The 13,158-nt window shown below is 58.3% G+C and carries 12 protein-coding genes; 6 read left to right on the top strand and 6 right to left on the bottom strand.

Annotated elements, in window-relative coordinates:
* Positions 1-100 precede the first annotated feature (100 nt).
* Genes ACTG1P_RS13125 through ACTG1P_RS13115 form a run of 3 tightly spaced genes read right to left on the bottom strand, consistent with a single transcriptional unit; the run spans position 101 to position 2,275 of the window.
* Positions 101-835, bottom strand: coding sequence for an amino acid ABC transporter ATP-binding protein (locus ACTG1P_RS13125; protein ID WP_184237116.1), 735 nt, complete (start codon positions 833-835; stop codon positions 101-103).
* Between the two features lie 12 nt (positions 836-847).
* A complete protein-coding gene (locus ACTG1P_RS13120) occupies positions 848-1,516 on the bottom strand; it encodes an amino acid ABC transporter permease (protein ID WP_013724235.1) in 669 nt (222 codons plus the stop codon).
* A complete protein-coding gene (locus tag ACTG1P_RS13115) occupies positions 1,517-2,275 on the bottom strand; it encodes an amino acid ABC transporter substrate-binding protein (protein WP_019445519.1) in 759 nt (252 codons plus the stop codon).
* Positions 2,276-2,586: 311 nt separating this feature from the next.
* On the opposite strand from ACTG1P_RS13115, the gene dnaA reads away from it, so the two are divergent.
* The 4 genes from dnaA to gyrB all read left to right on the top strand — a co-directional run bounded on the left by dnaA (position 2,587) and on the right by gyrB (position 8,658).
* A complete protein-coding gene (gene dnaA, locus ACTG1P_RS13110; RefSeq protein WP_005339307.1) occupies positions 2,587-3,957 on the top strand; it encodes a chromosomal replication initiator protein DnaA in 1,371 nt (456 codons plus the stop codon).
* 83 nt (positions 3,958-4,040) lie between these two features.
* The gene (dnaN, locus tag ACTG1P_RS13105; protein ID WP_005339306.1) at positions 4,041-5,144 is read left to right on the top strand and encodes a DNA polymerase III subunit beta; all 1,104 of its coding nucleotides are present in this window, start codon (positions 4,041-4,043) and stop codon (positions 5,142-5,144) included.
* 2 nt (positions 5,145-5,146) lie between these two features.
* Positions 5,147-6,250, top strand: coding sequence for a DNA replication/repair protein RecF (recF, locus tag ACTG1P_RS13100; RefSeq protein WP_005339305.1), 1,104 nt, complete (start codon positions 5,147-5,149; stop codon positions 6,248-6,250).
* A complete protein-coding gene (gyrB, locus tag ACTG1P_RS13095; RefSeq protein ID WP_076494165.1) occupies positions 6,247-8,658 on the top strand; it encodes a DNA topoisomerase (ATP-hydrolyzing) subunit B in 2,412 nt (803 codons plus the stop codon). Before recF ends, gyrB begins: the two co-directional genes overlap by 4 nt.
* Before the next feature lie 103 nt (positions 8,659-8,761).
* On the opposite strand, the gene ACTG1P_RS13090 is transcribed toward gyrB, so the two are convergent.
* Entirely contained in the window at positions 8,762-9,721 is a 960-nt protein-coding gene (locus ACTG1P_RS13090) for a helix-turn-helix domain-containing protein (protein ID WP_440001447.1), read from the bottom strand.
* Positions 9,722-9,812: 91 nt separating this feature from the next.
* The gene (locus tag ACTG1P_RS13085; RefSeq protein ID WP_440001446.1) at positions 9,813-10,583 is read right to left on the bottom strand and encodes an MBL fold metallo-hydrolase; all 771 of its coding nucleotides are present in this window, start codon (positions 10,581-10,583) and stop codon (positions 9,813-9,815) included.
* A 280-nt stretch (positions 10,584-10,863) separates the two neighbouring features.
* Between ACTG1P_RS13085 and ACTG1P_RS13080 the strand changes: the two genes are divergently transcribed.
* Positions 10,864-11,277 carry an Hsp20 family protein gene (locus ACTG1P_RS13080; protein ID WP_005339298.1) on the top strand — a complete coding sequence of 138 codons (414 nt, stop codon included), beginning with the start codon at positions 10,864-10,866 and terminating at the stop codon, positions 11,275-11,277.
* 92 nt (positions 11,278-11,369) lie between these two features.
* Positions 11,370-11,810 carry an Hsp20 family protein gene (locus ACTG1P_RS13075; protein ID WP_005357182.1) on the top strand — a complete coding sequence of 147 codons (441 nt, stop codon included), beginning with the start codon at positions 11,370-11,372 and terminating at the stop codon, positions 11,808-11,810.
* Between the two features lie 72 nt (positions 11,811-11,882).
* Here the strand turns inward: ACTG1P_RS13075 and ACTG1P_RS13070 are convergent, their stop codons facing one another.
* Positions 11,883-13,133, bottom strand: coding sequence for a valine--pyruvate transaminase (locus ACTG1P_RS13070; protein ID WP_440001445.1), 1,251 nt, complete (start codon positions 13,131-13,133; stop codon positions 11,883-11,885).
* Between the last annotated feature and the right edge of the window lie 25 nt (positions 13,134-13,158).

Genomic DNA, 13,158 nt, shown 5'->3' with positions numbered 1-13,158 from the left:
TGAGGATCCAGAGGATCAAGGGCTCCGGATTATACTGGCAACCCGGGGTTAAACAAGGGATCCCTCAATAAAAAAGGCGGCCAGGCCGCCAAAGAGAGAGCTATTTAAGTACTTTCCGCAAGAACTCCCGGGTACGGGGATCCTTGGGATCGACCAATATCTGATCCGGCGGGCCCTGCTCGACGATCCGGCCACCTTCCATGAAGATCACCCTATCGGCCACATCCCGTGCGAATTCAATCTCGTGGGTTACCACCACCATGGTCTGGTGCTGGCTAGCCAGCTTTTTCATCAGCCCGAGCACTTCATCGACCCACTCCGGATCGAGCGCCGAGGTGGGCTCGTCAAACAGGATTACCTTGGAGTGGGCCGCCATGGCGCGGCCGATGCCGACCCGTTGCTGCTGGCCGCCGGAGAGGGAGGCCGGATAGGCGTCCCGCTTCTCGGCAAGACCAATGTCCTCCAGGATGCCGAGGGCGGTAGCACGAGCTTCCGCCTTCGGCTGTTTCCAGACGGTGATCAGCCCTTCAGCGATGTTGTCCAGCGCCGTCTTGTTGGCAAAAAGGGCGTAGTTCTGGAACACGAAGGAGGCCCGCTTGCGCAGCTCGATCGCCTGCTGCTCGCTGGCATCTGCCAGATTGAGCTGCAGATCGTCGATGGCAAGCGAGCCCGCATCCGGGGTCTCCAGTAGATTCAGGCAGCGCAACAGGGTCGACTTACCGGTGCCGGAGGGGCCGATGATGACGACAATTTCCCCCTTTTTGACCTCCAGATCGATGCCGTTGAGCACCTGATTGCCGTGATATGCCTTGGAGAGGCCGGTTAGCTTGATCATGAGAGCCCTCCTTTAATAGGCACGGTTGAGACGAATTTCCAGCAGATGCTGCAAGCGGGTAAAGAAGATCACCACTACCCAGTAGATCAGCGCCACCGCCATAAAGCTCTCGAAGAACTTGAAGGAGGAGGAGGCTTCCATCTGCGCCTTGCCCATGATCTCGGCCACACCCAGGGTAAAGGCCAGCGAGGTGCTCTTGATCATGTCGATGAAGTAGTTCATCAGCGACGGGGTGGCGATACGGGCCGCCTGCGGCAGGATGATCCGCTGCATCGCCTGATAACGGCTCATGCCGATACTGAGCGCCGCTTCCATCTGGCTTTTGTGAATGCCGAGGATGGCTGCGCGGATCGACTCGGCCATGTAGGCGGCGAAGTGCAGGGTCAGACCGACGATGGCGGCAGTAAAGGCATCCATCCCCACGAAGATCGGGAACAGTTGCGGCAGTCCGTAGTAGAGCAGGAACAGCTGAACGAGTAGCGGTGTACCCCGAAAGAACGAGATATAGAGCATCGCCAGCCAGTGGATCGCGGGGACGCGAAACACCCGTACTATCGCCAGGGCCAGCGAGAGTACGAGTGCCAGCACGAATCCCCACAGGGCCATCTCCATCGTGGTGCCCAGATATTTGAGCAGGATGGGAAACAGCCCCAGCGTGTATTCGAGGTCAAATTCCATCATTTATTTGTCGGTGATGTCGGAAGCGAACCATTTCTCGGAGATCTGACGCAGGGAGCCATCCTTGCGCATGGCGGTCAGGGCCTCGTCGACCTTCTTCAGCAGCGCCTGTTTCTCCGGGGTCTTCAGGAAGGGCAGGGCGTTCTCGATAGTCTCGAACGGTGCGCCAGCCTGTTGCAGCGGCAGTTTGGACTCTTTGATCAGCTGGGCAGTGGAGACGCGGTCCATCACGAAGGCATCAATGCGACCCAGGGCGACATCCTGCTCGAAGGCGGAGTCATAGGTGCGGATGTCGATCTTCTTGTTCGGGTCGTTCTTGCGCAGCAGCTCTTCGAAGTTGGAACCCAGGTTCACGGCAACGCTCTTACCTTCCAGATCCTTGATACCGTGAATGGTGCTGTTGCCCTTGCGTACTACGATCTGGGCGCCGTCATAGACGTAAGGTTGGGAGAAGTCGTACTTCGCCTTGCGCTCGTCGGTGATGGTGATCTGGTTGGAGATGGTATCGATGCGGCCGGTTTCCAGCATGCCGAACAGGCCGGAGAAGCTGGCGGTCACGAATTCGACCTTGTAGCCAGTGCGCTCGCCGATCTGGTTCCACATATCCACTTCAAAGCCCTGCAGCTTGTCCTGCTTGACGAAAGTGAACGGGAAATATTTGCCAGACATGCCGACCTTGATGGTCTCCTGGGCGATGGCCTGACCGGACAGGGTGGCGAGCAGGATGGCTGCGCCGGAAATCAGTTTGATGGATGTTTTCATGGTGTTTCTCTCTCTCAATGTCTTGTATTTGTAGTTGTAATAACTGGTTTGGCCCTGATGTTATTGGAATAAAATTTAAAAAATAAATGACATTTGGTTATATGAAATAACAGGAGAGAAGCACGGGATCGACCAATCCGGACGGTGGATCAAGCTGTGGGTAACTTTGGGGATGAAATCCGATCCAAAGGCGCTGGATCCTTGAAAGTCAAGGATCTTATTTGCTGGATCCACCGGGCGATGGCTGGAGATCCGGCGGCTAAAAACGTAGAATAGCCGGTCTTTAGTTAATCAATCGACAGGAGTTTAGAGTGACTGCTTCGCTATGGCAGCAGTGCCTTAACCGGCTGCAAGATGAGTTGCCCTCGGCAGAATTCAGCATGTGGATCCGGCCGCTTCAAGCGGAGTTGAGTGACAATACTCTGACCCTGTATGCACCGAATCGCTTTGTTCTGGACTGGGTACGAGACAAGTATCTCATCCGGGTTAACGGCATCATCAACGAACTCTGCGGGGTCGACGGCCCCGCCCTGCGTTTTGATATAGGCAATCGTCCCCATCCTGTTGCTGTCGCCAGAGCGCCGGTACAGGGTGCCGCGCCTGTGAATAACTTGCAGAAGAGCTGGGAAAGCAAGGCTGAAGCCAAGCCCGAGCCGAACCACAAGAGCAACACCAACGTGAACTATACCTTCGAGAATTTCGTCGAGGGTAAGTCCAACCAGTTGGCGCGTGCGGCTGCCCGTCAGGTAGCGGACAATCCGGGTGGTGCTTACAACCCGCTGTTCCTCTATGGCGGCACTGGTTTGGGTAAAACCCACCTGCTGCACGCCGTTGGCAATGCCATCAAGGAGAGTAAAAAAGATGCCAAAGTCATCTATATGCACTCCGAGCGGTTTGTTCAGGACATGGTGAAAGCGCTGCAAAACAACGCCATTGAAGAGTTCAAGCGTTACTACCGCAGCGTTGATGCCCTGCTCATCGATGACATCCAGTTCTTCGCCAACAAGGAGCGCTCCCAGGAGGAGTTCTTCCATACCTTCAATGCCTTGCTGGAAGGTAACCAGCAGATCATCCTGACCTCGGATCGCTATCCGAAGGAGATCAACGGTGTCGAGGATCGCCTCAAGTCCCGCTTCGGCTGGGGCCTGACCGTTGCGATCGAGCCGCCGGAGCTGGAGACCCGTGTCGCGATCCTGATGCGCAAAGCAGACGAGAACCAGATCCATCTGCCGGACGAAGTGGCCTTCTTCATTGCCAAACGTCTGCGATCCAACGTCCGTGAACTGGAAGGCGCCCTCAACCGGGTGATCGCCAACGCCAACTTCACCGGCCGTGCCATCAACATCGATTTCGTGCGCGAAGCGCTGCGCGACCTGTTGGCACTGCAGGAGAAGCTGGTCACCATCGACAATATCCAGAAGACGGTGGCGGAGTACTACAAGATCAAGCTGGCGGATCTGCTCTCCAAGCGTCGTTCCCGCTCCGTTGCCCGTCCGCGCCAGCTGGCGATGGCACTGGCCAAGGAGCTGACCAACCACAGTTTGCCGGAGATAGGTGATGCCTTTGGTGGCCGTGACCACACTACCGTTCTTCATGCCTGCCGCAAGATCGAGCAGCTGAAGGAGGAGAGTCACGACATCAAGGAGGACTATTCCAACCTGATCCGTACCCTTTCTTCCTGATAACGGAATTGAGTGGACAGATGCAGCGTGAATATTCCAACCTGATCCGAATCTTTTCCTCCTAATCACAACGGAGAGCACAGATGCAGCTCGAAATTAGCCGTGAGGCCCTGTTACGTCCTCTGCAACTGGTGTCCGGCGCCCTCGGCGGCCGACCGACCCTGCCGATCCTCGGCAACGTGCTGCTTGATGTCAGCAACGGTCTGCTGTCACTGACCGGTACCGATCTCGAAGTAGAGATGATCGGTCAGGTCTATCTGAACGGAGCCAGCGAAGATGGCCGCACCACAGTACCGGCGCGCAAGCTGCTGGATATCTGCCGTGGTCTGCCGGAAGGCGCCGAGATCCGTCTCAATACCGAAGGCGAGCGCCTGATCATCCGCTCCGGTCGTTCCCGCTTCAACCTCTCGACCCTGCCGGCGACCGAATATCCGAACATCGAGGATTGGGAATCCGTGCTCGAGTTCGATATCAGCCAGCTGGAGCTGAAGAAGCTGATCGATGCGACCCAGTTCTCCATGGCCAGCCAGGATGTACGTTACTACCTGAACGGCATGCTGTTCGAGAGCGAAGGTCACGGTCTGCGCACTGTGGCGACCGACGGTCACCGTCTGGCCACCTGCCGCCGCGAGGTAGTAGGGGAATCGCTGCCCGATCATCAGGTTATCCTGCCGCGCAAAGGGGTACTGGAGCTGGTGCGTCTGCTGGAAGCGGAAGATAAGCCGGTACGTCTGCAGATCGGTCGCAGCAACCTGCGTGCTGCGCTGGACGGCTTCATCTTCACCTCCAAGCTGGTGGATGGCCGCTTCCCGGATTGGCGCCGCGTCATTCCGCGCAACAGCGACAAGGCCCTGATCGCCGGCCGTGAGGATCTGCGTCAGGCGTTTGCCCGCGCCGCCATCCTCTCCAACGAGAAATTCCGTGGGGTGCGTCTCAATCTGCAGGAAAACCTGCTGCGCATCACCGCCAACAACCCGGAACAGGAAGAAGCCGAAGAGCTGCTTGACGTACAATATGCCGCTGGCGAGATGGAGATCGGCTTTAACGTCTCTTATGTGCTCGACGTGCTGAATACGTTAAAATGTGACCAAATTCGGATTAGCCTGAGCGATTCCATCAGCAGTGCCATTATTGAGGATTTTGAACATCAGGATGCTCAGTACGTGGTGATGCCGATGCGGATCTAGTCGTGTCCCTGGTCAAACTCCAGCTCAGCGACTTTCGCAATATCCAGCAAGCCAGTCTCAAGCTGTCGCCCGGCCTCAACATTCTGGTCGGGTGCAATGGCAGCGGCAAGACCAGCGTGCTGGAAGCCATTCACTACCTTGGTCTGGGGCGCTCCTTTCGCACTCATTTGACCGGGCGGGTCATCCGCCAGGGGGAGAGGGCCTTTACCCTGTTTGCCCAATGCGAGCTGGAGGGGCGTCAGGTACCGATCGGTCTTGCCAAAGACAAGAGTGGCGAGACCCAGCTCAAGATTGCCGGGGCGCAGGCCCAGCGGCTGGCCGATTTGGCGGAGCTGTTGCCGGTGCAGTTGATCCATCCCGATGGTTTCAACCTGCTGACAGGCGGGCCTCAGGCTCGCCGTGCCTGGCTCGATTGGGGCGTTTTCCATCAGGAGCCGACCTTCTTTGCCCTGTGGGGACGAGTGCGGCGGCTGCTGAAACAGCGCAATGCGCTGCTGCGCCAGAGCACCCAGTACCGCCAGCTGGCGTTCTGGGATCAGGAGCTGGTGCGGCTCGGGGGGGAGCTGGCCGAGTTTCGCGCCAGTTATTGTCAGGCCATTACGCCCCTGATCAAGGAGATGACGGCGGATTTTCTGCCGGAATTCGATATCAGTCTCGGCTTTTACCGGGGCTGGGAGAAAGATACTCCCCTCGGCGATCTGCTGGAGGCGGGGTTTGAGCGGGATCGGGCGCTGGGCTATACCGGTGTCGGTCCACAGAAAGCCGATGTGCGCCTCAAGGCGAACGGGGTACCCGCTCAGGATATTTTGTCCCGGGGTCAGCTGAAGTTGCTGGTCTGCGCCATGCGACTGGCCCAAGGGCTCTATTTGAATCAACATAGCAGCCGTGGCTGTATTTTTTTAATTGACGATTTTGCCTCTGAACTGGATGTCGACAAGCGCCGCTTGCTGGCCGCAAGGCTGAAGCAGTGCGCGTCCCAGGTGTTTATTACCGCCATCGACACCGGTCAGCTCGCAGACATGATGGATGCGAATGACTGCAAGTTGTTCCACGTGGAACAGGGTAAAATCTCCGAAACGTTAGAGAAGGCAGAGAGTAAGCTATGAGTGAAAATACTTACGACTCCTCGAATATCAAGGTGCTGAAGGGCCTGGATGCGGTCCGCAAGCGCCCGGGGATGTATATCGGCGATACGGATGATGGCTCGGGTCTGCACCACATGGTGTTCGAGGTCGTCGATAACTCCATTGACGAGGCGCTCGCTGGCTACTGCTCCGATATTCAGGTCAAGATCCATTCCGATGGCTCCGTCTCCGTGCGCGATAACGGCCGTGGTATTCCGGTCGATATTCACCCGGAAGAGGGCCGCTCCGCTGCCGAAGTCATCATGACCGTGCTGCACGCTGGCGGTAAGTTCGATGACAACTCCTACAAGGTTTCCGGTGGTCTGCACGGCGTCGGCGTCTCCGTCGTTAACGCCCTCTCTGACAAGCTGTTGCTGACCATTCGTCGTAACGGTCACGTCTACGAGCAGACCTATCATCTGGGTGAGCCGCAGGCGCCGCTCAAGCAGATTGGCGACAGCACCGGCACCGGTACTGAAGTTCGCTTCTGGCCGAGCCCGACCATCTTCAGCGACACCCTGTTCCACTACGAGATCCTGGCCAAGCGCCTGCGTGAGCTCTCCTTCCTCAACTCCGGTGTTTCCATCCGTCTGATGGATGAGCGTGACGGCCGTGAGGCGCATTTCTGCTACGAAGGTGGCATCAAGGCGTTCGTTGAATACCTGAACCAGAACAAGACCCCGATCCACCCGAAGGTGTTCCATTTCACCACCGAGCAGGATGGTATCGGCGTTGAAGTGGCGATGCAGTGGAATGACGCCTATCAGGAAGGGGTCTACTGCTTCACCAACAACATCCCGCAGCGGGATGGTGGTACTCACCTCGTTGGCTTCCGTACCGCGCTGACACGTACTCTGAACTCCTATATGGACAAAGAGGACTACAGCAAGAAGGCCAAGTCTGCCGCAAGTGGCGACGACGTGCGTGAAGGTCTGATTGCCGTTATCTCCGTCAAGGTGCCGGATCCCAAGTTCTCATCCCAGACCAAAGACAAGCTGGTCTCTTCCGAAGTGAAGACCGCCGTTGAACAGGCGATGGGTGAGAAGCTGGCGGACTTCCTGCTGGAAAACCCGGGCGATGCCAAGATCGTGGTCAACAAGATCATCGATGCGGCCCGTGCCCGTGAAGCGGCCCGCAAAGCCCGCGAACTGACACGCCGCAAAGGCGCGCTGGATATCGCCGGTCTGCCCGGCAAGCTGGCTGACTGTCAGGAAAAAGACCCGGCACTCTCCGAACTCTACATAGTGGAAGGGGACTCTGCTGGCGGTTCCGCCAAGCAGGGTCGCAACCGTAAGAACCAGGCCATTCTGCCGCTCAAGGGCAAGATCCTGAACGTGGAGAAGGCCCGTTTCGACAAGATGATCTCCTCGCAAGAGGTGGGCACCCTGATCACCGCACTGGGCTGCGGTATCGGTCGCGACGAGTACAACCCGGACAAGCTGCGTTATCACAACATCATCATCATGACCGATGCGGACGTCGATGGTGCACATATCCGTACTCTGCTGCTGACCTTCTTCTATCGTCAGATGCCGGAAATCATCGAGCGTGGCTATGTCTATATCGCCCAGCCGCCGCTCTACAAGGTGAAGAAGGGTAAGCAGGAGCAGTATCTGAAAGACGAAGATGCGCTGCTGCAGTACCAGACCGCCATGGCGCTGGATGGTGCGACCCTGCACGTCAACGAGTCTGCCCCGGCCATCGGTGGCGAGGCGCTGGAGCGTCTGGTCAACCAGCACCGCTCGGTGACTCACCTGATCACCCGCATGTCTCGTCGTGCGCCGGAAGCGGTTCTGACCCAGCTGATCTATCAGCCGGAGCTGAACGAAGCGCTGCTGAACAGCGAGAGCGATCTGCTGGCCTGGTGTCAGGGTATGGAAGCCGTGCTCAACGAGAGCAACCACGGTATTCAGTACCAGATCCAGGTTCGTCGTGATGAAGAGCGCAGCCTGTACGTTCCGCACGCCGTGGTTCGTCAGCACGGTGTTGACCGCGAATATCCGCTCAGCTACGACTTCCTGCAGTCCGGTGAGTACCGTCAGTTGGTTTCGCTGGGCAAGGAGATCGCCAACCTGATCGAGGAAGGTGGTTTCATCAAGCGTGGCGAGAAGGTCAAGCCGGTTGCCAACTTCGTAGAAGCCGTCGAGTGGCTGATGGGCGAAGGCAAGCGCGGCATCTACATCCAGCGCTATAAAGGGCTGGGCGAGATGAACCCGGACCAGCTGTGGGAAACCACCATGGATCCGGAAGCCCGTCGCATGCTGCGCGTCACCATCGACGACGCCGTCGGTGCCGACCAGCTCTTCTCCACCCTGATGGGTGATGCCGTTGAGCCCCGTCGTGACTTTATTGAGACCAACGCCCTGCGCGTGGCCAACCTCGACGTCTAATCAACGCTGTCAGCCCGATATAAAAAAGCCGCTCCCTGTGAGCGGCTTTTTGTTTTTGGGCGGAAGAAGTTGCACGTTCCACGTGAAACATCGAGTCTGTGTATCAGTGGTTTTGGCCACGAAAAGATCGTCGCCACTCGCTGGGGGAGATGGCAAAGCGGCCGCGGAAGTGATTGCGCAGAGAGGTGGCACTCTTGAAGCCGACCAGCTCGGCGATGCGCTCGATGGAATGGCCGCTTACCTCCAGCAGCTCCTGACTGCGCCTGAGCCGCTCCGCCAGCAGCCATTCACCCACCGAGAGGCCGGTAGCCTGATGAAAGCGGCGGGTAAAGGTGCGTCGGCTCATCAGGGTATGGGCCGCCAGAGAGTCCAGGGTGTGAGGCTCGGCCAGATGGGCACGCAGGTGATCGAGCAACTGGTTCATCCGGACATCGCGGGTGGAGGCGGGCACCGGCTGCTCGATAAACTGGGCCTGACCCCCTTCCCGGTGGGGCGGGATCACCAGCCGCCGCGCCACCTTGTTGGCGATGGCCGAGCCGTGGTACTGGCGCACCAGATAGAGGCAGCAGTCCAGCCCGGCGGCAGTGCCTGCCGAGGTGACCAGCCCATCGTCATCCACATAGAGGGCGTTGGTATCAAGCTGCACGCAGGGAAAGCGGTGGCAGAAATCCTGCTCATACTCCCAGTGGGTCGATGCCTTGCGACTATTGAGCAGCCCGGTGTAGGCGAGTACATAGGTGCCAAGACAGAGCCCGACCAGTCGGGCACCTCTGGCTCTGGCGGCGATAAGGGCATCGAGCAGCGCTGCGGGTGGCTGTGCTGTCGGGTCGTGCCAGAAGGGAATAACGATGATCTCCGCCTCGGCCAGCACCTCCAGCCCATGGGGAGCCTGAATGGTGAAGCCTTGCGCCGAGCGTGAATGAGGGTTGCCATCACCGCAGCAGATCTTGAGCTCGAACAGCGGCTGGCCCGGCAGGATGTCGCCGAAGATGAGACAAGGGACGGCGCAGTGAAAAGGGCTGAAGTGATCGAAGGTCACCACGGCAACGATCGGGGTGGTCATGGTGTTGGCTCCTCTCTGCGCTCAGACCACTCATCATAAGCGTTCGGCAGTGAAAGCCGAAGGGCCATGTCTGGCATGGCCCTCCTGCGAGTCACAGCCATATCGCCTCGCCATCTTGCGGCACCCGTACCCGATCCGTCATGCCCCGTTTCGCCAGATAGTTGCGCAGCTCCTGGCGTGACAGCACGGCGTGGTTGACCGCCTCCATATGGCTGGCGATCAGCGTGGCTTGCGGTGCGGCCTGATAAACGGCGGCGACATCTTCCTTGCCCATGATGATTGAACCGAGTCCGGGCACCTGTGCATCGCCACAGTTGAGGATGATGACCTCGGGTTGATGCTGTTGCAGGGCTTGCTCGACCCGGGGATGCCAGATGGTATCACCGACCAGATAGAGGCACTGTTCATCGGGGTGGGAGAAGACCACGCCGCACACTTCTCCCATGCGCTCGCCCAGTACCGCCATCAACTGGTCGTTGCCGTGCTGGCCACCGGTCTGCTGCAGGCGAATGCCGGCAAACTCGGGCTGGTCGCTCAGCAGGCGCACATCCTCAAAGCCACTGGCACGAATGGCATCGGCATCTTTCTGATGTTGTACCAAGAGCGGCAGATGTTTGGGGATCAGGGCTCTGGCGGCGTCATCCCAGTGGTCGGGATGGTCGTGGGTGACGATCACGGCGTCCACATCGACCAGCTCATCGAGCGGCAGCGGCAGCTCGACCAGCGGATTGCGCAGCTGGCTGTTGGTGGTGCCCTCAAAGCCGGGGAAGGCCCCTTTGGCCGAGAGCATGGGGTCGATCAGAAAGCGGGTTCCGGCATAGTCGAGCAGCAAGGTGGCGTTGCGAACCTGGGTAATCTTCATGGGATGGCTCCATGTTGGCTGGTGGATATGCAACCAATTATGGGGCGCTAAGCGAGTTGCCATCAGTGGCCCACGGGTCGATTATCATCACTATCGGGCCAACAAGTTGATGTTCTACAGGTCGGCGCGGCCATTTAAAAAATTTGAAAAAATCCCCTTGAAAGGAAAAAGTGAGCCCCTATATAGGTAACAAGGCCGGAACGCTCGACAGAGGTTTCGACCAGGCGCCCGTCCATAAGGAGGGCAAACAATCCGTTATCGCTCACAAGAGGGTAATACTATGCGTTCTATCGACTTTTCTCCGCTCTATCGTTCTGCCATCGGTTTCGATCGTCTGGCCAATCTCATCGAATCTGCGGCCAGCAATGGCAATGCCGGTTATCCCCCCTACAACATCGAGCAGCTGGGTGACAACGACTACCGCATCAGCATGGCGGTGGCGGGCTTTACCCAGGAAGAGCTGGAGCTGAGCTTCCAGGAAAATCTGCTGACGGTGAAGGGCAACAAGCAGGCCGACACCGGGCGCAACTATCTCTATCAGGGGATCGCCGAACGTGGTTTCGAGCGCCGCTTCCAGCTGGCCGACTATGTGCGGGTGAAAGGGGCTGACCTGAAAAATGGCTTGTTGCACATCGAGCTGGTGCGTGAAGTGCCCGAGGCGATGAAGCCGCGCAAGATCGAGATCAATGGCTGATAGCCTGAATTTACTGAAATTTTAAAATTTCCCGGGTGCCGATGACGGGCCTGTGGAGAGTTGAACCTGTTGCTTATTAGAAGGATAGGATTATGCGTAACCTCGATTTTTCTCATCTCTATTCCAACGCCGTCGGCTTCGAGCGGATGGCCCGTGAGCTGGAAGGTCTGTTCGATCAGAAGACCGCCGCTTACCCCCCGTACAACATTGAAAAGCGCGATCAGGATGGCTATCGCATCACGGTCGCCGTGGCTGGCTTCGAGCGCGAAGAGCTGGAGCTCGAGACCGAAAACGGCACCCTCAAGGTGAAGGGGCGCAAAGGGGCTGCGGCCGGTGAGCGTCAGTTCCTCCATCAGGGGATTGCCGAGCGTGACTTCGAGCTCGCCTTCAAGCTGAGCCAGCACGTGGAAGTGCAGGGCGCCAAGCTGGAGCATGGTCTGTTGACCATCGATCTGGCGCGCGAACTGCCGGAGGCGCTCAAGCCTCGCGCCATCCCCATCGGCAAACCCGAGCAGCTGGCGCTGCCCGGCTAAACAAACCGGATCGCGAGAAACAACAAAGGCCTGCATCTGCAGGCCTTTATGTTTTTGTATCGCCGGATTGGATTAACCAGCGTAGAGAGCGTTTATCTCGTCGGCCAGAATGGCGATGCCGCGACGAACCAGCTCCTCGCTCTGGGAGTAGTTGAGGCGAATGCACTCCTGGCTGTGACGCCACTCGGGGTCATCAATGCCGGGGAAGAAGTAGTGACCCGGCACGATCAGCAGGTTTTTCGCCTTCAGTCGCTCGTACAGCTCCTGACAGTGGATCGGCAAGCCTTCAAACCAGAGCCAGAGGAAGAGAGCGCCTTCCGGCTTGTGGATATGGAAGCGCGGGTCAGGGATCGCTTCACGCAGCAGCTGCACCGCCAGCTCAGCCTTCTGCTGATAGAAGGGCTTCACCACCTGTTCGCTGAGGGCGATGATATCGCCGCTCTCGATCATCGGGATGGTGATGACGGGGCCCAGACTGCCCGGTGCCAGATTGATGATGCCGCTCAGGTTGGTGATGGCCTGGATGATCTTCTCGTCGGCAATGACGATGCCGCAGCGGGTGCCCGGCAATCCCAGCTTGGAGAGGCTCATGCAGAGGATGGTGTTGGCGTTCCAGAACGGCTTGGCTTCGCTGAAGATGATGCCCGGGAAGGGAACGCCGTAGGCGTTGTCGATCAGCAGCGGGATTCCCTTGTCGCGGGCGATCTGGTCGAGGTGTTCGATCTCTTCGTCGGTCAGCACGTTGCCGGTCGGGTTGGTCGGGCGGGAGACGCAGATCACCCCGATATCGTCACCTACCTGCAGGCTCTCAAAATCCACATGGTATTTGAACTGGCCATCGGGCAGCTTCTCGATGGTGGGCTTGTAGGCCACGAAGTAGTCGTCCGCCAGCGCCGAGTCGGCATAGCCGATGTATTCGGGGGCGAGCGGGAACAGCACCTTCTTCTTGCGGCCATCGGCAAATTCACCGGCCAGCAGGTTAAACAGGTAGAAGAAGGCATTCTGGCTGCCGTTGGTCAGGGCGATATTGCGAGCCGAGATATCCCATCCCAGCTCCTTGCTGAGCAGGGCGGCCAGCGCTTTGGTGAACCTGTCTTTGCCTTGCGGGCCATCGTAGTTGGCCATCGCTTTGACCAGATCGCCGTTGTCGAGCAGGCTCTTGGCCTCGGCCTGAAAGCGTTCCAGCATGGCGGGGATGGGGGCCGGATTGCCGCCACCCAGCATGATGGCGTCCGGATTGGTCAGCCCCTGATTGAGGTCATCCATGAGTTGGGTAATACCGGCGTGGCGAGTGAACTTCTCGCCGAACAAGGAAAATTCCATTCGGTGACAGATCCAGAGTCAGTTA

The organism is Aeromonas sp. 11P (assembly GCF_051920165.1).
Lineage (GTDB): Bacteria > Pseudomonadota > Gammaproteobacteria > Enterobacterales > Aeromonadaceae > Aeromonas > Aeromonas veronii.
The sequence above is the reverse complement of the archived record's forward strand: the minus strand, read 5'-3'. Positions and strand labels throughout refer to the sequence as shown.

What these genes read in the sequence shown, in the direction of transcription:
- dnaN (WP_005339306.1), top strand. Translation starts at nt 4,041, where the DNA reads ATGCAGCTCGAAATTAGCCGTGAGGCCCTGTTACGTCCTCTGCAACTG.
- ACTG1P_RS13125 (WP_184237116.1), bottom strand. Translation starts at nt 835, where the DNA reads ATGATCAAGCTAACCGGCCTCTCCAAGGCATATCACGGCAATCAGGTG.
- ACTG1P_RS13075 (WP_005357182.1), top strand. Translation starts at nt 11,370, where the DNA reads ATGCGTAACCTCGATTTTTCTCATCTCTATTCCAACGCCGTCGGCTTC.
- ACTG1P_RS13115 (WP_019445519.1), bottom strand. Translation starts at nt 2,275, where the DNA reads ATGAAAACATCCATCAAACTGATTTCCGGCGCAGCCATCCTGCTCGCC.
- ACTG1P_RS13120 (WP_013724235.1), bottom strand. Translation starts at nt 1,516, where the DNA reads ATGATGGAATTTGACCTCGAATACACGCTGGGGCTGTTTCCCATCCTG.
- ACTG1P_RS13070 (WP_440001445.1), bottom strand. Translation starts at nt 13,133, where the DNA reads ATGGAATTTTCCTTGTTCGGCGAGAAGTTCACTCGCCACGCCGGTATT.
- gyrB (WP_076494165.1), top strand. Translation starts at nt 6,247, where the DNA reads ATGAGTGAAAATACTTACGACTCCTCGAATATCAAGGTGCTGAAGGGC.
- ACTG1P_RS13085 (WP_440001446.1), bottom strand. Translation starts at nt 10,583, where the DNA reads ATGAAGATTACCCAGGTTCGCAACGCCACCTTGCTGCTCGACTATGCC.
- ACTG1P_RS13080 (WP_005339298.1), top strand. Translation starts at nt 10,864, where the DNA reads ATGCGTTCTATCGACTTTTCTCCGCTCTATCGTTCTGCCATCGGTTTC.
- ACTG1P_RS13090 (WP_440001447.1), bottom strand. Translation starts at nt 9,721, where the DNA reads ATGACCACCCCGATCGTTGCCGTGGTGACCTTCGATCACTTCAGCCCT.